The organism is Methylocystis sp. (genome assembly GCF_051061285.1).
Taxonomy (GTDB): Bacteria; Pseudomonadota; Alphaproteobacteria; order Rhizobiales; family Beijerinckiaceae; genus Methylocystis.
In genome coordinates, this window is record NZ_JBPFEA010000012.1 from 150,244 (window position 1) to 170,272 (window position 20,029).

Annotated in this window: 19 protein-coding genes; 17 read left to right on the forward strand and 2 right to left on the reverse strand. The window is 63.1% G+C overall.

Annotated features, from left to right (window positions below; all coding sequences use genetic code 11):
• Window positions 1–24 precede the first annotated feature (24 nt).
• The 8 genes from cydP (at window position 25) to xth (ending at window position 6,595) form a co-directional block, all read left to right on the forward strand.
• Entirely contained in the window at window positions 25–183 is a 159-nt protein-coding gene (gene cydP / locus ACR65T_RS04555; protein WP_434495366.1) for a cytochrome oxidase putative small subunit CydP, read from the forward strand.
• A 19-nt stretch (window positions 184–202) separates the two neighbouring features.
• The gene (locus tag ACR65T_RS04560; protein ID WP_434495367.1) at window positions 203–1,780 is read left to right on the forward strand and encodes a cytochrome ubiquinol oxidase subunit I; all 1,578 of its coding nucleotides are present in this window, start codon (window positions 203–205) and stop codon (window positions 1,778–1,780) included.
• 14 nt (window positions 1,781–1,794) lie between these two features.
• Complete coding sequence (gene cydB / locus ACR65T_RS04565; protein WP_434495368.1) at window positions 1,795–2,934, forward strand: cytochrome d ubiquinol oxidase subunit II; 1,140 nt, start codon at window positions 1,795–1,797, stop codon at window positions 2,932–2,934.
• Window positions 2,935–2,951: 17 nt separating this feature from the next.
• A complete protein-coding gene (gene cydX / locus ACR65T_RS04570) occupies window positions 2,952–3,053 on the forward strand; it encodes a cytochrome bd-I oxidase subunit CydX (RefSeq protein ID WP_434495455.1) in 102 nt (33 codons plus the stop codon).
• 93 nt (window positions 3,054–3,146) lie between these two features.
• Window positions 3,147–3,332, forward strand: coding sequence for a YgaP family membrane protein (locus tag ACR65T_RS04575; RefSeq protein ID WP_434495369.1), 186 nt, complete (start codon window positions 3,147–3,149; stop codon window positions 3,330–3,332).
• Window positions 3,333–3,434: 102 nt separating this feature from the next.
• On the forward strand, window positions 3,435–5,051 hold the full coding sequence (locus ACR65T_RS04580; RefSeq protein WP_434495370.1) for an urease accessory protein UreH domain-containing protein: 1,617 nt from the start codon (window positions 3,435–3,437) through the stop codon (window positions 5,049–5,051).
• 70 nt (window positions 5,052–5,121) lie between these two features.
• On the forward strand, window positions 5,122–5,670 hold the full coding sequence (locus ACR65T_RS04585; protein ID WP_434495371.1) for a hypothetical protein: 549 nt from the start codon (window positions 5,122–5,124) through the stop codon (window positions 5,668–5,670).
• A gap of 139 nt (window positions 5,671–5,809) precedes the next feature.
• Complete coding sequence (gene xth, locus ACR65T_RS04590) at window positions 5,810–6,595, forward strand: exodeoxyribonuclease III (RefSeq protein WP_434495372.1); 786 nt, start codon at window positions 5,810–5,812, stop codon at window positions 6,593–6,595.
• On the opposite strand, the gene ACR65T_RS04595 is transcribed toward xth, so the two are convergent.
• Window positions 6,574–7,389, reverse strand: coding sequence for a sulfite exporter TauE/SafE family protein (locus tag ACR65T_RS04595; protein ID WP_434495373.1), 816 nt, complete (start codon window positions 7,387–7,389; stop codon window positions 6,574–6,576). The genes xth and ACR65T_RS04595 overlap by 22 nt on opposite strands.
• Before the next feature lie 132 nt (window positions 7,390–7,521).
• On the opposite strand from ACR65T_RS04595, the gene ACR65T_RS04600 reads away from it, so the two are divergent.
• Window positions 7,522–8,409 carry an MBL fold metallo-hydrolase gene (locus tag ACR65T_RS04600; protein WP_434495374.1) on the forward strand — a complete coding sequence of 296 codons (888 nt, stop codon included), beginning with the start codon at window positions 7,522–7,524 and terminating at the stop codon, window positions 8,407–8,409.
• A 10-nt stretch (window positions 8,410–8,419) separates the two neighbouring features.
• On the opposite strand, the gene ACR65T_RS04605 is transcribed toward ACR65T_RS04600, so the two are convergent.
• On the reverse strand, window positions 8,420–9,307 hold the full coding sequence (locus ACR65T_RS04605) for a tetratricopeptide repeat protein (protein WP_434495456.1): 888 nt from the start codon (window positions 9,305–9,307) through the stop codon (window positions 8,420–8,422).
• Between the two features lie 392 nt (window positions 9,308–9,699).
• Here ACR65T_RS04605 and ACR65T_RS04610 point away from each other — a divergent pair, with 392 nt between their 5' ends.
• The 8 genes from ACR65T_RS04610 to ACR65T_RS04645 all read left to right on the forward strand — a co-directional run bounded on the left by ACR65T_RS04610 (window position 9,700) and on the right by ACR65T_RS04645 (window position 20,018).
• Complete coding sequence (locus ACR65T_RS04610; RefSeq protein ID WP_434495375.1) at window positions 9,700–10,077, forward strand: c-type cytochrome; 378 nt, start codon at window positions 9,700–9,702, stop codon at window positions 10,075–10,077.
• A 164-nt stretch (window positions 10,078–10,241) separates the two neighbouring features.
• Entirely contained in the window at window positions 10,242–10,874 is a 633-nt protein-coding gene (gene queE, locus ACR65T_RS04615; RefSeq protein ID WP_434495376.1) for a 7-carboxy-7-deazaguanine synthase, read from the forward strand.
• Window positions 10,871–11,251 carry a 6-pyruvoyl trahydropterin synthase family protein gene (locus tag ACR65T_RS04620; RefSeq protein ID WP_256033398.1) on the forward strand — a complete coding sequence of 127 codons (381 nt, stop codon included), beginning with the start codon at window positions 10,871–10,873 and terminating at the stop codon, window positions 11,249–11,251. Before queE ends, ACR65T_RS04620 begins: the two co-directional genes overlap by 4 nt.
• Window positions 11,252–11,425: 174 nt before the next feature.
• Window positions 11,426–13,387, forward strand: a complete 1,962-nt coding sequence (locus ACR65T_RS04625; RefSeq protein WP_434495377.1) for an acyl CoA:acetate/3-ketoacid CoA transferase — start codon at window positions 11,426–11,428, stop codon at window positions 13,385–13,387.
• Window positions 13,388–13,961: 574 nt separating this feature from the next.
• A complete protein-coding gene (locus ACR65T_RS04630; protein ID WP_434495457.1) occupies window positions 13,962–14,972 on the forward strand; it encodes an ArsR/SmtB family transcription factor in 1,011 nt (336 codons plus the stop codon).
• Window positions 14,972–15,871: a methylenetetrahydrofolate reductase [NAD(P)H] gene (metF, locus tag ACR65T_RS04635; RefSeq protein WP_434495378.1), complete on the forward strand. Its 900-nt coding sequence runs from the start codon at window positions 14,972–14,974 to the stop codon at window positions 15,869–15,871. Before ACR65T_RS04630 ends, metF begins: the two co-directional genes overlap by 1 nt.
• Entirely contained in the window at window positions 15,868–19,590 is a 3,723-nt protein-coding gene (gene metH / locus ACR65T_RS04640) for a methionine synthase (RefSeq protein WP_434495379.1), read from the forward strand. Before metF ends, metH begins: the two co-directional genes overlap by 4 nt.
• Entirely contained in the window at window positions 19,587–20,018 is a 432-nt protein-coding gene (locus ACR65T_RS04645; protein ID WP_434495380.1) for a DUF1810 domain-containing protein, read from the forward strand. Before metH ends, ACR65T_RS04645 begins: the two co-directional genes overlap by 4 nt.
• Window positions 20,019–20,029: the final 11 nt, after the last annotated feature.

Consider the following 20,029-nt stretch of genomic DNA (forward strand, 5'->3'; position numbering starts at 1 on the left):
CATGCAACGCTAGGGGATGAGTCGATGCGCACAAGGCGAATAGGACGCGAGATCGCCATCGCGCTTGGGTTCAAGTTGCTGGCGCTCGTCGCGCTCTACGTTGTGTTCTTCGGCCCCGCGCATCGCATTAGGGTGACGCCGGCGCAGATGGCGGAAGCGCTGTCCGCCACTGCGCCGCGTTGACATCGATCAGGAGCTCAAAATGTTCGAATTCGACGTCGTCACGCTCTCGCGCCTGCAATTCGCGCTGACGGCGATGTATCACTTCCTGTTCGTGCCGCTGACGTTGGGCCTTTCCCTTCTCCTCGCCATCATGGAGAGCGTCTATGTGATGACCGGACGAAAAGTCTGGAAAGAGGCGACGCAGTTCTGGGGCACGCTGTTTGGCATCAATTTCGCCATGGGCGTCGCCACCGGCGTCACCATGGAATTTCAGTTCGGCACCAATTGGGCCTATTACTCCCACTACGTCGGCGACATTTTCGGCGCGCCGCTCGCCATCGAAGGATTGATGGCGTTCTTCCTCGAAGCGACCTTCGTCGGGCTGTTCTTCTTCGGCTGGAATCGCTTGAGCAAGGTGCAGCATCTCATCGTCACCTGGCTCGTCGCGCTCGGCGCCAATTTCTCGGCGCTGTGGATTCTCGTCGCCAACGCCTGGATGCAGAATCCGGTCGGCGCGGCGTTTAATCCGCAGACCATGCGGATGGAGCTGACCTCCTTCACGGAGGTGCTGTTCAATCCCGTCGCGCAGTCGAAATTCGTGCACACGGTCAGCGCCGGCTATGTCACCGGCGCGATGTTCGTCCTGTCGATCGGCGCCTATTACATCCTGCGCCGCCGTCATGTCGACATCGCCCGCCGCTCGCTCACTGTCGCCGCGAGCTTCGGCCTCGCCTCCGCGCTTTCGGTCGTCGTGCTTGGCGACGAGAGCGGCTACACTGCGGGCGAGAACCAGAAGATGAAAATCGCGGCGATCGAGGCGATGTGGGAAACCGAGCCGCCGCCGGCGTCTTTCACCCTCTTCGGCATTCCAGATCTCAAGAGCGAAACGACGAAATACGAGATCAAAATTCCTTGGGTCTTGGGCCTGATCGCGACGCGTTCGCTCGATAAGCCCGTCGAAGGCGTCAAGGCGCTCGTCGAACGTTCCGAAGTGCGCATCCGCGACGGCTTGGCCGGCTATCAGTGGCTCGCGAAAGAAGGCGGCCATCCCAACGCCGCCGTTCCGCCGGAACTCGAAGCCTCGATGCGCGACGTCGGCCATTCGCTGCTCCTCAAGCGTATTCGGCCGGATATCGAGAATGCGACCGACGCGCAGATTCACGAAGCGGCGCTGTCGACGATTCCCGACGTGCCGGTGCTGTTCTGGTCGTTCCGCATCATGGTGGCGCTGGGGTTCTATTTCATCGGGCTCTTCGCCGTCGCTTTCTATCTCTCCAGCCGGCGCCGCTGCGGCAAGCCCTGGTTCCTGCGCATGACCATGTATAGCCTGCCGCTGCCCTGGGTCGCCGCCGAACTCGGCTGGATCGTCGCCGAATATGGCCGGCAGCCGTGGATCATCGACGCGACGATGCCGACGTTCCTCGGCGTCTCCAATGTCCCCGCGTCGAATGTCGCGGCGAGCCTCGCGGCCTTCGTGCTGTTCTACAGCGCGCTCGCCATCATCGATGTCGCGCTGATCGTCAAATATGTCCGCATCGGCCCGCGGGAGGCCGAGGCCGACCTCCAAGCCAACGGCGCGCCGCTGCTCCCCGCGCCGGCGCCGGCGCAAACGCGATAGGAAAGGCGAAAGCGATGTTCGACTATATGACGCTTCGCCTCATCTGGTGGGCGATTCTCGGCGTCTTGCTGGTGGGCTTCGCCGTCATGGACGGTTTCGACATTGGCGTCGCCATGCTGCATCCTTTCGTTGCGCGCAATGACACGCAGCGGCGCGTGACGCTGAACACGATCGGTCCCGTCTGGGAAGGCAATCAGGTCTGGTTCATTCTCGGCGGCGGGGCCGTCTTCGCGGCCTGGCCGCCGCTTTATGCGGTGTCCTTCTCCGGCTTCTATCTTGCAATGCTGCTGGTGCTGATCGGCCTCATTCTACGACCGGTGGCGATCACCTTCCGCGACAAAAGACCGGAGACCGGCTGGCGCGAAACCTGGGACTGGCTGTTCTTCGTCTCCGGTTTTGTCCCCGCGCTGATTTTCGGCGTCGCCTTCGGCAATCTTCTGCAGGGCGTTCCCTTCCATTTCGATCAGGCGCTGCGCGCGACCTATGAGGGCGGCCTCCTTGGTCTGCTTAATCCATTCGCCTTGCTCTGCGGCCTCGTGAGCGTGGCGATGCTCACGATGCAGGGCGCCGCCTGGCTCAGCGTGAAAAGCGAGGGTGAGGTTTCCGTCCGCGCCCGCCGATCTGGCGCGCTCGCGGCGATCCTGCTTGTTCTGCTCATTTCCACTGCGGGACTGTGGACCATGCTGGGCGTCGAAGGATTTCGCATCGACGGCGTCATCGAACATGCAGGTCCGTCCAATCCGTTGGCGAAGTCGGTGACGCGCGAAGCCGGCGCCTGGCTCGACAATTACCGCGCCTACCCGTGGATGATCGCTGCGCCCGCGCTGGCGTATACGGGCGCGCTCGTTGCGGCGTTGGCCTTCGCCTTCTCGGCGGGCAGGATCGCGTTTCTCGCCAGCAGCCTTTCGGTCGCGGGAGTCGCAACCATGGCGGGCTTCAGCATGTTCCCGTTCCTGCTGCCGTCATCGACACACCCGAGCCAAAGTCTGACGGTCTGGGACGCGTCGTCGAGCAAAGCGACGCTCTCGCTCATGCTCATCGCGGTGATCGTCTTTCTGCCGATCGTCCTTGCCTACACCAGCTGGGTCTACTACGTGCTGCGCGGCGCTGTGAGCGAGGCGGCGATCCGTCGCGGCGACGATTACTATTATTGAGCGGGAGGAAACGCGGCATGTGGTATTTTTCCTGGATCCTAGGGCTGGGGCTCGCCTGCGCCTTCGCCATTCTCAACGCCATGTGGCTCGAGCTCGACGACGACGGCAGGCAGAAATAGCAGCCGCGCCTCAAGCGAGACTTAGTCGCTGTGCGATCTCACGCGAGGCGATAGCCTGACATTGCGATCGCCGCGGGAGAAGGGAGATTAGTCATGGTAGCCAATATCGGAAGGACCGACCGGATCATCCGCATCGTCGCCGGACTGCTCTTGCTCAGCCTCGTCTTCATCGGTCCGCAGACGTTATGGGGACTGATCGGGCTCATCCCGCTGACCACGGCCTTCGTCAACTTCTGCCCCGCTTATAAGCTTCTGGGCATGGATACGCTCGGCAAGTAACTCGGCAAGTAATCCAACTCGCGCACCGGCCACAGCGCGAAGACGGAAGCTCGCGACGCCAGCCGGCAGTCCGACGCTGCGCGGCGAGGCGTTAAACCTCAGATGAACGAAACGGCGATCACCTTTCACGCGCGCGGCATGCATTGCCACGGCTGCGAGCATGTCATCGAGGCGGCGGTCAGAAAGCTCGCCGGCGTGCGCAGCGTCTCGGCCAGCTATCCGACCGAGACGGTCGTCGTCGACTATGACGCCGATGCGACCAATTTCAGCGCGATTCGCAACAGCGTCGAGCAGAACGGCTATCGCGTCGTTCTGAGGGAAGAGGCGCAGCGCCGACGTTCGCCTTTCGTCAGACTGGCGATCATCGTCGCCGCCCTCGCCGCCCTCGCCGCCTTAATTCTATTTGATACGCGCTGGATCAGCGCCGAGGGCGAGCCGGACATCGCTCAGCATATGAGTCTCGGCCTCCTGTTTCTGTTGGGCCTGCTGACGGGTTTTCATTGCGTCGGCATGTGCGGCGGCTTCGTTGTGGGTTATGCGGCGGCCGACGCGCGGGCGGGGCGCTCGTCCTTCGTCTCACACCTCGCCTATGGGGCGGGAAAGACGCTTTCCTACGCCACGATCGGCGCCGCCTTCGGCTGGCTTGGCGCCTTCATCGCGTTCACGCCCATGCTGCGCGGCGTCGCCGGCGTCGCGGCGGGCGCGTTTCTTCTCATCTTCGGGCTCAATATGCTTGGCCTGTTCGCGCCGCTGCGCCGCTTCCGGCTCGGACTGCCGCAGCCGCTCCAGAACTGGGTGAACCGCGAGGCGAGCGGCGCGCGACATCGACCGTTCGTGATCGGTCTTCTCAACGGTCTGATGATCGCCTGCGGACCGTTGCAGGCGATGTATGTGATGGCGGCCGGGACCGGCAGCCCCGTTGAAGGCGCGAAGACGCTCTTCGTCTTCGGCCTTGGAACCTTGCCGGTGATGCTCGCCTTCGGCGCGCTGACGACAGTGCTCTCGGGGGCGGTGACGCATCGCCTGCTGACTGCGTCCGGCGTGATCGTCGTCGCGCTCGGCGCGGTGATGATCAATCGGGGACTGATCCTCACAGGCTCGGGCGCCGATCTCGCGTCGCTGACGACGAGCTGGCGAAGCCCGGCGCCCGTTGAACGCGCCCAACTACAGCAGGATTCCGCCGCGCCGAAGACGCAGACGATCGAGATGGAGGCCAATGGCCTTGGCTTTACGCCCACCCGCTTCACGCTGCGGCGCGGCGTGCCGGTCAAATGGGTGATCAACGCGACGCAAGTGACGACCTGCAATAATCGTATCCTGGTTCCCTCCTTGAAGCTCGAATTCGACGTCAAGCCGGGACGGCAGACGATCGAGTTCACGCCGGAAAAGACAGGGGTCATTCCCTGGAGCTGCTGGATGGGCATGTTGCGCGGGGAGTTCGTCGTCGTTGACGCAAAGCCGGCCGCGCCATCTCAGCCATCCGCCCCTGTCGCCTCGCCGGTTCAGGGCGCGCCTCAAGCGACGCAAAGCCCGCCAGCGTCGGTCGCTGTGCAGAAGACCTATACGGTGCGACGCGGCGACACGCTGCGCGCGATCGCCAAGCGACTCTATGGCGACGAAAAGCGCTGGCGCGACATCGCCGCCGCCAATCCGGCGCTCAATCGTAAAAAATTGCGGCAGGGCCAAATCATCACTCTGCCCGCCGACGCGCAGCCGTGACGATTCGTCCCGCGCGCGGCGCCGCCTGGCGCGCTAGGCTCGCCGTTGTCACATGAAGGGGGAGGCCAGAATGGGAAAACTTTTCTTCGCCGCGGCATGCGGACTCTCGTTGTTCGCCGCCGCCGCTATCGCGGGCGACGACACCGACGATCACAGCGCGCATATGAAGCAGATGAACATGGAGCATATGAAAATGTCGCCGAAGATGAGCGACGCGCGCCAGGAGGTCGACCTTCCGGCGCCGATGCGCGCGCATATGCTCGCCAATATGCGCGGACATGCGGAGGCGGTCGCCGAGATCCTGGCGGCTTTGGGCAAGGGCGACGGCGCGGGCGCGGCGAAAATCGCCGACGCGCGCCTCGGCATGGCGTCGTCCGGCGCGGCGGCGTGCAAGCCGAACGCCAAGAGCGGCGAACTTGGCGATATGCCGGCGATGATGGCGCATCACATGCCCGACGAGATGCGTGCGCTCGGTCTGACGATGCATGAGCAGGCGAGCAAATTCGCGCAGGAGGCGGCCAAGATCGGGCCCGGCGGCGACATGCGTCCGGCGCTTGCCGAACTGTCGCAAGTCGTGCAAGCCTGCAACGCCTGCCACGCCACATATCGCCTCGATTAACGCGCGCGGCGATAGAGCGCGCTCGCGAAAAAGTGGATGCCGGTTTTTCGCGCCAAGCGCGCTCTAAATTTATGTGAACGATCACGTCATCTGGATTTGGGCGAATTCGCCCAAATCCAGCGTGATCTAGGAGCCGACGGTGCGCATCGCGACTTGGAACGTCAATTCTGTCAGGCAGCGCCTCGCGCCGCTTCTCGCCTTTCTGCGCGAGGCCGCGCCGGACGCGCTGTGCCTGCAGGAAACGAAGTGCGAGGATCACGTTTTTCCGCGACTCGAAATCGAAGACGCTGGATATAACGTCGCTGTCCACGGGCAGAAGGGATTTAACGGCGTCGCAATCCTCTCCAAGTCGCCGCTTCAGGACGTCACTCTCGGTCTGCCGGGCTTCGACGGCGAGGCGCAGTCGCGCTACATTGAAGCGGTCATCGCCGATGGCGCCGGCGGCGTCATGCGCGTCGCCTCGATCTATGCGCCGAACGGCAATCCGCGGCACACGCAGAAATATCTCTACAAGCTCGCCTTCATGGAGACGCTGACGCGCCATGCGGAGGCGCTGCTTGGCCTCGAAGAGCCGACGGTTCTCGCCGGCGACTACAATGTCATCCCGGAGGCGCGGGACGTCTATGAGGCGTCGGCCTGGATTGGCGACGCGTTATTCCTGCCGCAGACGCGGGCCGCCTATCAGCGCCTGGTCAATCTCGGCTATGCGGACGCTCTTCGAGCGACCTCCGACGAAGGCGGGCTCTATACGTTCTGGGATTATCAGGCCGGCGCCTGGCAGAAGAACAAGGGGCTTCGCATCGATCATCTCCTGCTCTCGCCGCAAGCGGCTGATCGGCTGGCGCGCGTAGAGATCGTCAAATCGATGCGGGCCGGCGACAAACCTTCCGATCACGTCGCGATCTACGCCGATTTCGCCGCGTGATCGAGTAGACCGAGCGCGCCGCCGCTTCGCCAGAGGACATAAAGCGCCACCGCAAAGATGACCGTCGCGAAGACGGCGCTCAGCGCCCCGCGCATCTTCGACAGCCGTCGCGCCGCCGCGGCGCCGATCAGCCCGCCAAACGCGCCGCCGAGCACGAGCGTCGCGGCAAGCTCCCAGTCCACGAGGTCCGAAAAAGCGTAGTTCGCCGCCGTTGTCACCGCGAAGGCGGCGACGGCGACGAGCGACGAGCCGATGGCGTTCAAAATGGGCATATCGGACGCAAACATCAGCCCGGGCACGATCAGGAAGCCGCCACCGATGCCGAAGAAGCCCGAAAGCGCGCCGGCCGTAGCGCCCGCGCCGACGAGCCGCGGGAAATTCTCCCGGTTGAGCCTGACGCCTGGATAGCCCAGCGCGCCCCGGCGCCGGAGCATCAGATAGGATACGACCACCATCAGCAGCGCGAACAGCGCCAGCAGCTTCTCGCCGTCGATGATCTTGCCGAGCGTCGATCCGCCGAATGCGCCAGCAACCCCGAAAACTGCGAAGACAGAGGCGCAGCGCCATTTGATGGTCCTTGCGCGGGCATGATTGGCGAGACTCATCAGGGCGTTGACGGCGACGGCCGCGGCGCTTGAGCCGATCGCGATATGTGGATTGGGCACGCCGACAAGATAGACGAGAAGCGGCACGGCCAGCACCGAGCCGCCGCCGCCGACGAGCGCCAGCGTAAAGCCGACGAGTCCGCCGGAAATCAGACCAAGCACGGCGTCCAGAGGAAGAGCCGTCAGCATGTCGCTCCTTCGCGCGTATAATATTAGCTATTGCTTATTTAGCTATAGCGCATATATCTGACGGCGCAAGCAGGAAAGGCGAAAGCACGAACGAAGAGAAGTGCTTGAGCGCTGCAAATGAAGGAGAGATCGATGCCGCAGGCGCCGTCCGTGAGGGCCTTCTTTGACGAGCCCACAAACACGATCACCTATATCGTCAGCGACCCCGCCACGAAGCGCGCGGCGATCGTCGATCCCGTGCTCGATTATGACCCGGCGAGCGGAGTCGCCGATACGCATTCCATCGACGCCATCCTCGCCGAGGCGGCGCGGGAAGGATTAACGATCGATTGGGTTCTCGAAACTCATGCGCACGCCGATCATCTTACCGCCGCCCAGATCGTCAAAACGGCGACGGGCGCGAAGATCGGCATCGGCGAACACATCGACAAGGTCCAGGCGATCTTCAAGCCGGTGTTCGGGGCTGAGGACGTAAAGGCCGACGGCGGCTGCTTCGACCACCTCTTCAAGGACGGCGAGCGGTTCAAGATCGGCGAACTCGAGGGTGAAACGATCTACACGCCCGGCCATACGCCGGCCGACGTCGCCTATAAGATCGGCGACGCGGTGTTTGTCGGCGACACCCTGTTCATGCCCGACTATGGGACGGCGCGCGCGGATTTCCCTGGCGGCGACGCGCATGCGCTTTACCAGTCGATCCGCCGCATTCTTTCGCTGCCTCCGCAGACGCGGCTCTTCATGTGTCACGACTACAAGGCGCCGGGACGAGACGTCTATGCCTGGGAGACGACGGTCGCCGAGCAGCGCGCCAAGAACGTGCAGATCAAGGACGGCGTCAGCGAGGAAAACTTCGTGGCCGGGCGACAGAAGCGGGATCAGGAGCTTGCCGCGCCGCGGCTGCTGCTGCCGTCGATTCAGGTGAACATTCGCGCCGGCAAGTTTCCGCCGCCGCGCGGGGATGGCGCGCGCTTCCTGAGCATTCCGGTGAAGTTCAAAGGCGCTGCGGCGCAAGCCGGCTGAAAACTGAACGTCAGTTGCGTTCGCGCAGATAGCCTTCGAGCATGGTGACGGCCGCGCTACGGTCGGCGTCGCTGGCGGAATTCAACGCTTCGGCGTGCAAATCGGCGATCCATTGGTCGCGGGTCGCGCCGCCAGCTGCGTCGCGCGCCAGCGTCAGAAACATGAGTCCGCGCGCGCGTTCGGGTTCGCCGCTCGCCTCGCCGGTGAACATCATACGGCCGAGCATCGCCTGCGCCTGCGGATGGCCCTTGCGCGCCGCGAGCTCCAGCCAATTCACGCCCTGGCGGACGTTCTTCTTCACGCCGATCCCTTCGAGATACATGCGCGCCAGATTGTACTGCGCGTCGGCGTTGCTGAAATACGTCGCCGCATAACGGAACAGATCAAACGCGCGATCGAGATCGGGCTTGATCTTTCCGCTTGGAACGCCGTCACGCAGATAAATGCCCACGGCGACGAAGGCGCTTGCCGCCATCGAACGCTCGCGCGGATCCGGCTCGTCGTCGGCGTAGTGGTCGACGATTTGCGCGAAATATTCATAGGCCTTGGCGTCGTCGCGAACGACGCCGTCGCCTTCGGCGTACATTCGGCCAAGCTTCCATTTGGCCAGCGGCTCGCCGCCCTCGGCGGCGTAGCGTAGCGCGGCGATGGAGGTCGCGGCGTCGCCGGCATGGTAGCTCTCGAGTCCGGCGCGCAGCGCCGCGCGCGGATCCTTGAACATCGGCAGAGGCTGCGACTCGGCTCTCGCGGCCGTTCGAGGCGCGTCAAGAGCGGGCGCCGGCGCGACAAAAGCCGTCACCAGCATGCCCAGGCTCGTCGCGAAAAGGCAGAGCGGCAAAGCCCCGCGCTTCTTGCGCCTAAAGGCTGAAATCACGCCCGTATGAACGCTTCCGACCATAATGTTCCGACTTTCCTCACCCCAGAAGACGCCCGACGTCTTTAAGGCCATACGCCAGCCGTCACCGCTGATCAGCGAGAAGGAAAGAAGGAACCTGCGGCCGAAAGCGAAATCTTTCGGCGCCTGTCTCCGCATCTCGAATGAGCTTGTGACCCGATCACCTTAGCTCAGCTTTTGTGTCTGAAAAGGGGCTGGCGCAGCGACAATCGTGAGCAGAATGCTAATCTGCTATACTGTTGCAATCAGATCACATGACTGTTGCAAAAATGCAGCAGCGCCTCGAGGCGGCGCGTCGTCCTGACGCAAGCTCGAATGAGAGGCGCTGATACCCAGCGGGCCGCGCTTGTGCTTTCATGCGAGCGAATCGACAGCTCCCCGCTTAAGGAAATCACATGCAGCTTCGACGCCTTATGCTCGCTACGGCCCTCGTCGGCGGGAGCGCCGCTTTCGCAACTTTGGCGCTTGCGGCGGGCGACGCCCAGCGCGGCGCGATCGTCGCGAAGCGATGGTGCGCATCCTGCCATGTGGTGACGTCGGATCAGACCAGCGCCTCGGCCGACGCGCCGTCCTTCTTCGATATCGCCCGGCGCCGGACGGACAAAAAGAAGCTTGGCCATTTCCTGATGGATCCGCATCCGCCGATGCCCGACATGCATCTCTCGCGCAAGGAGATCGACGACATCGTCTCCTATATCCGTAGCCTCGACCCGCGTCCGCAGCCCGCGCCCGAGCCTGAGGGCAAGGACAAGGAGCTTCCCAAGAACGGGTAAGCGTCTTGCCTCGCTTTACGCCGCGCGGCGTCCCCGCTAGAGCGCGGCTCGCGAAAAAGTGGATGCCGGTTTTTCGCGTAAAGCGCGCTCTAGAACTTTGAGATCGATCACGTTACTGCATTTGGGCGATCTCGCCCAAATGCAGCGTGATCTAGAGCGGGCAAATGGCCTACATCGTCAAGGAAGCCTTCAAAACCCTGCAGGGCGAGGGCGTTAACGCGGGCCGCGCCGCGGTCTTTTGCCGCTTCGCCGGCTGCAACCTGTGGAGCGGGCGGGAAGCGGACCGCGCCGCCGCGCAGTGCCAGTTCTGCGACACGGATTTCGTCGGCTTCGAGGGCGAGGGCGGGGGAAAGTTCGCCGACGCCACGGCGCTTGCGGGCCATTTGGCGACGCTGTGGGGAGAGGGCCGCGCGCAACGCTTCACGGTGCTGACCGGCGGCGAGCCGATGCTGCAGATCGATGAGGCTTTGGTTTCGGCGCTGCACGGGCAAGGATTTGAGATCGCCATCGAGACCAACGGCACGTTGCCCGTCATCCCGGAGATAGACTGGATCTGCGTGTCGCCCAAGGCCGGCGCGCCGCTGGCCCAGACGCGCGGCGCGGAATTGAAGCTGGTCTTCCCCCAGCAGGGCGTCGACCCCGCCGCCTATGAGCGGCTCGACTTCACGCATTTTCTGCTGCAGCCCATGGACGGGCCGGATGTTTCGCGCAATACGGAGGCCGCGGTCAGCTACTGCCTGGCGCATCCGCGCTGGCGTCTGTCTGTCCAAACCCACAAGGCGATCGGGGTGAAGTGACGGTGTCGAGTTTCGAGGTTTACCGCGAGTTTTATTTCGAGGCGGCGCACGCGCTCTACGATCCCGAGGCTCCAGAGGGCGGCAAATACCGCAATCTGCATGGCCACTCCTTTCGCGTGCGCGTCACCCTGCGCGGCGAGCCCACTGTAGAAGAGCAATGGGTGATGGACCTCGGCAAGCTTGGCCGTAGGCTCGCGGAGCTGCGCGAACGCCTCGATCACTCATTTCTCAATGATCTTGAAGGGCTGGGAAAGCCGACGCTCGAAAATCTCTGCGCCTATATCTGGCGCGATCTCGCGCCCACATTGCCGGGTCTTGCCGAAGTCGGGGTCTTTCGCGACAGCTGTTTCGAGGGCTGCGTCTACCGCGGCGACTGACGGCCAATCTCCCGCGCGTTGGCGAGGTTGCGGCCGGTCTGCGGCGCATAGCCGCTATTGCGCAAGAGCGGCCCGGTCTCTACGGTTGAGCGCTCATTTTGAGCAAAACGCCCACCAGAGCGGCGACGTCAACGGTCCGCAATAAAGAGTGGGGAGCGAGGGAACCCTGAGGACATGGCGAACAATAAGGTCATTACCGCCGACGAGGCGATTGCGCTCATTCGCGACAATGACGTCGTAACCACCACGGGCTTCGTCCAGAGCTGCATTCCCGAGGCCTTGCACGCCGCTTTGGAAAAGCGCTTCGTCGAGAGTCAGCATCCGCGCGACCTCACGCTGATCATGACGGCCGGCGCCGGCGACTCCAAGGGCCTCGGCACGGGGCGCTTCCATCACGAAGGATTGCTGCGCCGGGTGATCGCCGCCAATTTCGGCCGCATGCCGAAGGTCGCGCAGGCGGCGCAGGAGAACAAGATCTGCGGCTACAATCTCCCGCAGGGCGTCATCTCGCAGCTTTACCGCGCCTGCGCCGCGGGCCAGCCGGGCCTCTTCTCCAAAGTCGGCCTCTACACCTATGTCGATCCGCGCTTTGGCGGCGGCAAGGTGAACGACCGCACCAAGGAGGACATGGTCAAATACCACAACATCATGGGCGAGGAGTGGCTGTTCTATATCGCCACCAAGATCGACGTCGCCTTCATTCGCGGCACCTCGGCCGATCCTTCCGGCAATATTTCGATGGAGCGCGAGGCGCTCGTGCTCGACAATCTCGCTCAGGCCATGGCCGCCCATAACAGTGGCGGGCTCGTCATCGCGCAGGTCGAGCGCATCGTCGAACAAGGTTCGATCAAACCGAAAGAGGTGCATATACCGGGCATTCTCGTCTCGGCCGTCGTCGTCGCCGATCCGCCGGAAATGCACCGGATGAACTATGGGGTGATCCACAATCCGGCGCTTTCCGGCGAAATCCGCGTGCCGGTCGAGAAATTCGCCAAAATGCCGCTCGACGAGCGCAAGGTGATCGCGCGGCGCGCCAGTTTCGAGCTGCCGCCGAACGGCGTGGTTAATCTTGGCGTTGGCGCGCCGGAAGGCATCGCCGCCGTCGCCAACGAAGAAAAGATGACGCCCTACATCACTCTGACGACGGAAGCCGGAGCCATCGGCGGCGTGCTCGCGGCCGGTTCGAGCTTCGGGGCCGCGACCAACGCCGACGCGATCATTCAGCAGAACCAGCAGTTCGACTTCTATGACGGCGGCGGTCTCGACATGACCTGCCTCGGCATGGCCGAGTGCGACCTGCAGGGCAACGTCAATACGTCGAAATTCGGCGGACGCCTCAACGGCTGCGGCGGCTTCATCAATATCAGCCAGAACGCGCGACTCGTCGTTTACGCCGGCACCTTCACCAATGGCGGGCTGCGCGTCGAGATCGCCGACGGCAAGGTGAACATTCTGCAGGAAGGCAGGAACAAGAAGTTCCTCAACGCCGTCGAGCAGATCACCTTCTCCGGCAAATTCGCGCAAAAGCGCAAGCAGCCGGTCTATTACGTGACCGAGCGCTGCGTGTTTAAACTCGTCGACAAGGGGCTTGAACTGATCGAGGTCGCGCCGGGGATCGATATCGACAAGGACATCCTGGCGCATATGGATTTCAAGCCCATCATCGAACATGCCGAACTGATGGATAAGCGCATCTTCGTCGACGAGCCGATGGGGCTGCTCGCCGACCTGATCAATCTCAACATGTCCGACCGCGTCACTTACGACGCCGACCGCAACATCCTGTTCGTCAATCTCGAGGGCTGGCACGCGCGCACCAAGAAGGACATCGACGATCTGCGCAAGACGCTGATCGAGGCGTCGGACAAGGTCGGCAAGCGCGTCAACTCGGTCGTCAATCACGACGGCTGGAAGATCAATGAGGCGCTCTACGACGATTACGCCGAAATGATCGACTATATGAGCCAGCGCTATTATCTGACGACGACCCGCTATGCGACGAGCGCCTTCGCGCGCCTGAAGATGAAGGAGGCGCTGTCCAAACGCGGGCTGCAGCCGCATGTCTTCGAGCGGCGCGAGGCGGCGGAGAGCTTCCTCGAAGTCGTCAGCCAGGAAGAAGAAAAGGCGCCGGCGTAACCCGGCCCGGCGGCTATTTCCGAGCCTTGAAGGGCGAGGGGCCGACGTCGCCTTCGGCTTCCGCCCGGAACACTGACCCTCTAGCTGCTGGAAAATAAAACAGGCCCCGTGGCGTAGAACTCACGGGGCCGTTTGCTTCTCTTGGAAGCTAGTCTGGATTGTCCAGTCCATGATCGGGCGCCCGATGCTTGGCCTTTGCGTTCGGCCGCCCGGAAGATTGTCGATTTGTCTCAGAGGATGGACGGATCAAGCAGCTGCTCCTGATCGCCCAGTGACCGGAACCAAACGCCGGTCAATTGGTCTGACCCGGTGGCGTCATGCTCCTCTCGCAACACTGTTGCTCGGTTCGGCCCATCAACAGGGGGTTTCTGAGCCTATCCTGGATCGCGTTCGCATCGAGGTCCCGCCCGAGCGAACCTGCCGATCATGCTGTCAGATCGACAGGTGCGATGTAACAAAAGATGAACCTGGTTTGGGATTCGGTCAAGAACATTCCGTCGTCTAAAAACGGCGACCGTGGTTGCGTCCGGTAAATTTGACGTATATAGATATCTTTATGTCTAACGTAGAAATCATGAAATCCGTCGCCAAATTGGCCCTCGACCCGACGCTTGCGGCGCTGAACGCCGCTGGAGAGGAGACGCGCCTGCGTCTTCTGGCGTTGCTCGCCCAGTCGGAGCTGACCGTCAGCGAGGTCGTGGCGATCCTGGGCCAGTCTCAGCCGCGCGTCTCGCGCCATCTTAAGCTCCTCGTCGAGGCCGGCCTCGTCGAGCGCCGCCGCGAAGGGGCGTGGGCCTTTTTCCGTCTGTCGCCGGCCGGCCCGGCGGGCGCCCTCGCGCGCGCCATCGTCGGTTGGCTCGAGGCTGACGATGCGCTGCTCGCCGGCGATCGCGCGAGACTCGCCCAGGTGCGCCAGGCGCGCGCCGAGAACGCCGCGCGTTATTTCGCCGCGCATGCCGAGGAGTGGGACCGCATTCGCGCGCTGCACGTCCCCGAGGAGAGCGTCGAGGAGGCGATGCGCCAGGTCGTGGGCGAGAGAGCCGTGCGCAATCTGCTCGATCTCGGGGCCGGGGCCGGACGGATGCTGGAGCTTTTCGCGCCCCAGGCGGAACGCGCCGTCGGCGTCGATCTTTCCTCCGCCATGCTCGGCGTCGCGCGCGGCCGTCTCGAAGAGACCGGCTTCGACAATGTGCAGCTGCGCCAGGGCGACATCTATGCGCTGCCGATCGAGCGCAACTCCATCGACCTCGCGATCATGCATCAGGTTCTGCACTTTCTCGACGATCCAGGCCGCGCTCTGCGCGAGGCGGCGCGGGTGCTCGCGCCCGGCGGCCGGCTGCTCGTCGTCGACTTCGCGCCGCATCAGGAAGAGACGCTGCGCGACAAGCACGCGCATCGCCGTCTCGGTTTTTCCGACGCTGAAATCACCGGACTGCTCGCGCAGGCAGGCCTCGACATTGTTCAACGCCGGCAACTGGCGCCCGACCCTAGCGAAGGCGCCAAGCTCACCGTGTCCTTGTGGCTGGCGCGCGATCCGCGCGTCATCGCCGATCCCATTCCCACAGCATCTTATGAGACAGCCTGATGTTTAACGCTCTTCATCCCACGGCGTCGCCCAACCAATTTGCGATCTCCTATGAATTCTTCCCGCCCAAGACGCCGGAGATGGAGACGCAACTCTGGCAGACGATCAATCGGCTGGCGGCGCTCAAACCGCATTTCGTCTCCGTCACCTATGGCGCCGGCGGCACCACCCGCGAGCGCACCCATTCGATCGTCGCGCGCATCGTGCGCGAAACTGAGATGAAGCCAGCCGCGCATCTCACCTGCGTTTCCGCCGCGCGTGAAGACGTCGACGCGATCCTGCGCGACTATTGGGACGCCGGCGTTCGCCATATCGTGGCGCTGCGCGGCGATCCGCCGACAGGCGTGGGGTCGAAATTTGAGGCGCATCCGAAAGGCTACGCCACATCAACCGATCTCGTGAGCGGCATTCGTCGGATCGGCGATTTTGAGATTTCCGTGTCGACCTATCCCGAAGGCCATCCGGAAAGCGTCTCGATCGAACAGGATCTCGACGCGCTTCAGGCGAAGGTCGACGCCGGCGCGACGCGCGCCATCACGCAGTTCTTCTTCGACAATGACGTCTACTTCAAATTCCTCGACAAGGCGCGTGGGCGCGGGATTACGATTCCGATCGTTCCCGGCATCATGCCGATCCGCAATTTCAAGCAGGTCGCCGGCTTCGCGCAAAAGGCCGGGGCGAGCCTGCCGCGCTGGCTCGCTGAGCGCTTTGATGGACTGGACGAAGACCCGGAGACTCGCGCGCTCATCGCCGCCACGACGGCCGTCGAGCAGGTGATGAGCCTGGCGCGCGCCGGCGTCAATGAATTCCACTTCTACACCAATAATCGCGCCGACCTGGTCTTCGCCATTTGCCATTTGCTTGGCGTGCGTCCCGTTCGTGAAAGGGCCATCGCATGATTTTCGACAAAGCTTACGGCCCCAATATTCTCCAGACCTTGGAAGAGGCCGCGTCGCGCCGAATCCTCATTCTCGACGGCGCCATGGGCACGATGATCCAGCGACACAAATTCGAGGAGGCCGACTTCCGCGGCGCGCGCTTCACAGATCACGCCAAGGACTTGCGCGGCAACAACGACCTGCTGACGCTGACGCAGCCCGACGCGATCAAGGCGATCCATGTCGCCTATCTCGAAGCGGGCGCCGACATCATCGAGACCAACACGTTTTCGTCGACGACCATCGCTCAGGCCGATTACGGGCTCGAACATCTCGCTTTTGAGCTTAATCGCGAGGGCGCGCGGCTGGCGCGCGCGGCCGCCGATGAAGTCGCGGCGAAGACCGGCGTGCGCCGCTTCGTCGCTGGCTCGCTTGGCCCGACCAATCGCACCGCGTCGATTTCTCCCGACGTGTCGAATCCGGGCTTCCGCGCCGTCACCTTCGACGAGCTTCGCGCCGCCTATAAGGAAGCGGCGCTCGGCCTCCTTGAAGGCGGCGCCGACATCCTGCTCGTCGAAACTGTCTTCGATACGCTCAACGCCAAGGCGGCGCTCTATGCGCTCGAGGACGCATTCGACGAGGTCGGAACCCGTTTTCCGATCATGATCTCCGGCACGATCACCGATCTCTCGGGAAGGACGCTGTCCGGTCAGACGGCGGTCGCCTTCTGGAATTCGCTCGCCCACGCCAAGCCTTTTTCGATCGGCTTCAACTGCGCGCTCGGCGCCCGCGAGATGCGCCAGCATATCGCCGAGATCGGCCGCATCGCCGATACGCGCGTCTGCGCCTTCCCCAACGCCGGTCTGCCCAATGAATTCGGGCTTTACGACGAAAGCCCCGAATATATGGCGGAGCTCGTCGGCGAATTCGCGACCGCCGGTCTCGTCAATGTGCTTGGCGGCTGCTGCGGCACGACGCCGGACCATATCGCCGCGATCGCCGGCGCCGTGAAAGGCGTCGCCCCGCGCGCGATCCCGACGATCGAGCCGATGCTGCGTCTTGCTGGATTGGAGCCCTTCACGCTGACCAAGGACATTCCCTTCGTCAATGTCGGCGAGCGCACCAATGTCACGGGTTCGGCGAAGTTCCGCAAGCTCATCACCAATGGCGACTATGCCGCGGCGCTCGACGTCGCGCGCGATCAGGTGGCGAACGGGGCGCAGGTCATCGACGTCAATATGGACGAAGGCCTGCTCGATTCCGAACGCGCCATGGTGGAATTTCTCAATCTCGTCGCCGCCGAGCCCGACATCGCCCGCGTGCCGGTGATGGTCGATTCATCTAAATTCGCCGTGATTGAAGCCGGCCTGAAATGTCTACAGGGCAAGGGCGTCGTCAATTCGATCTCGATGAAGGAAGGCGAAGAGAAATTCATCGCCGACGCGCAAAAGGTGCGCCGCTATGGCGCCGCCGTCGTCGTCATGGCCTTCGATGAAAAGGGCCAGGCCGACACCTTCGCCCGCAAGACCGAGATTTGCACGCGGGCCTATAAAATCTTGACCGACATCGTCGGTTTTCCGCCCCAGGACATCATCTTCGATCCCAATATTTTCGCGGTCGCGACGGGCATTGAAGAGCATGAGAATTACGGCGTCGATTTCATCGAGGCCACACGCGTCATCAAGCGCGATCTGCCGCATGTGCATGTGTCGGGCGGCGTCTCGAACCTGTCCTTCTCATTCCGCGGCAACGAGCCCGTGCGCGAGGCGATGCATTCGGTGTTCCTCTATCACGCCATTCAGGCGGGGATGGATATGGGCATCGTCAACGCTGGCCAGCTTGCCGTCTATGGCGAGATCGATCCCGAGCTGCGCGAGCTTTGCGAAGACGTGGTCTTGAATCGCCGCAAGGATTCGACCGAGCGCCTCGTCGAACTGGCTGAAAAGTTCAAGGGCGCGGCGGGCAAGACACAGGAAAAGGACGCCGCTTGGCGCGAGAACACCGTCGAGAAGCGTCTCGAATATGCGCTGGTCAATGGCGTCACCGATTACGTCGAAGCGGATGTGGAAGAGGCGCGTCAGCGCTCCACGCGCCCGCTTGACGTGATCGAAGGCCCGCTGATGACCGGCATGAATGTTGTCGGCGATCTCTTTGGCACTGGCAAGATGTTCCTGCCGCAGGTGGTCAAATCGGCGCGCGTGATGAAACAGGCGGTGGCCTATCTCATGCCCTTCATGGAGGCCGACAAGAGCGAACGCTCCACTGCCGGCAAAATCCTGCTGGCGACGGTAAAGGGCGACGTTCACGACATCGGCAAGAATATCGTCGGCGTTGTGCTCGGCTGCAACAACTTCGAGGTGATCGACCTTGGTGTCATGACGCCCTGCGCGAAGATTCTCGAAGTCGCCAAGAAGGAAAAGGTCGATCTCATCGGTCTTTCCGGCCTCATCACGCCGTCGCTCGACGAGATGTGCTTCGTCGCTTCTGAGCTCGAGCGCGAAGGTCTCGACACGCCGCTCCTCATCGGCGGCGCGACGACGAGCCGTGTGCATACGGCGGTGAAGATCAGCCCAAATTATCGTCGCGGCCAGGCGGTCTATGTCACCGACGCGAGCCGCGCCGTTGGCGTCGCGCAGGCGCTCGTCTCCGACAAGACGCGTCCTGACTATGTCGCGCAAACGCGCGCCGAATATGAGCGCCTCGCTGAGGCGCATGCCCGCGCGCAGGCCGACAAGCTGCGCGCGCCGCTCGCGCAGGCGCGCGCCAACGCTTATAAAATCGACTGGGCCGCCTATGAGCCGCCGAAGCCCTCCTTCAGCGGCGCGCGCGCTTTTGCGAGCTATGACGTCGGCGAGCTCGTCCCCTACATCGACTGGACGCCCTTCTTCCAGACCTGGGAATTCAAGGGGCGCTATCCGTCGCTGCTCGATGATCCCGAGCGCGGCGAGGCGGCGCGCACGCTGTACGAAGACGCCCGCGCCATGTTGAAGCGAATTGTCGAAGAGCGCTGGTTCACGCCCAAAGCCGTCATCGGCTTCTGGCCGGCGAATTCCATCGGCGACGACATCGCGCTCTACAATGGCGAGTCGCGCAACGAAACGATCGCGACGCTGCACACCTTACGCCAGCAATTGCAAAAGCGCGACGGCAAGGCCAATCTCGCGCTGGCCGATTTCGTCGCGCCCAAGGAGAGCGGCAAGGCGGATTATGTCGGCGCCTTCGTCGTCACCGCCGGCGCGGAAGAAGAAAAGATCGCCGCCCGCTACGCCCGCGCCAATGACGACTATGGCTCGATCATGGTCAAGGCGCTCGCCGATCGTATCGCGGAAGCTTTCGCTGAGCGCATGCATGAGCGCGTGCGCAAGGAGTTCTGGGGCTATGCGCGTGAAGAGAATTTCGCGCCCGAAGCGCTGCACGCCGAGCCTTACGCCGGCATTCGCCCGGCGCCCGGCTATCCGGCGCAGCCCGATCACACAGAAAAGGCGACGATCTTCGATCTGCTCAATGTCGAAAAGCGCACCGGCGTGAAGCTGACCGAAAGTTACGCCATGACGCCGGCCGCTTCCGTCAGCGGGCTCTATCTGGCGCATCCGAGCGCGCATTATTTCGGCGTCGCCAAGATCGAGCGCGATCAGGTCGAGGATTACGCCCGCCGCAAGGGCCTGGAGGCGCGCGAGGTTGAACGCTGGCTCGCGCCCATTCTCAACTACGCGCCCGTCGCCGCGGAAGCGGCGGAGTGACGCGCGCGAGCGATGATCCATATGGTCTGGAGCGTTTCCTCGCGGCGCAGGAGCCTGCTTACGAAAAAATTCGGGAGGAATTGCAAGAAGGCAGCAAGCGCAGCCACTGGATGTGGTTCGTTTTTCCGCAGCTCGAAGGGCTGGGCGCGAGCGCCATGGCGCAGCGCTACGCCATCCGCTCGCTCGCCGAGGCGCACGCCTATCTCGCGCATCCTCTTTTGGGTGCGCGGCTCAGGGAGTGCGTCGAACTCGTTAACGAGGTCGAGGGACGCAGCGCGCATGAAATCTTCGGCTCTCCCGACGATTTGAAGTTCCATTCGTCGATGACCTTGTTTGCGGCGGCGGCGCCGCATGAGCCGCTCTTCGGCGAGGCACTGCACAAATATTTCGCCGATCGCCGCGATCCCTTGACCCTCGCAAAATTATAAGTTTCGTTGAA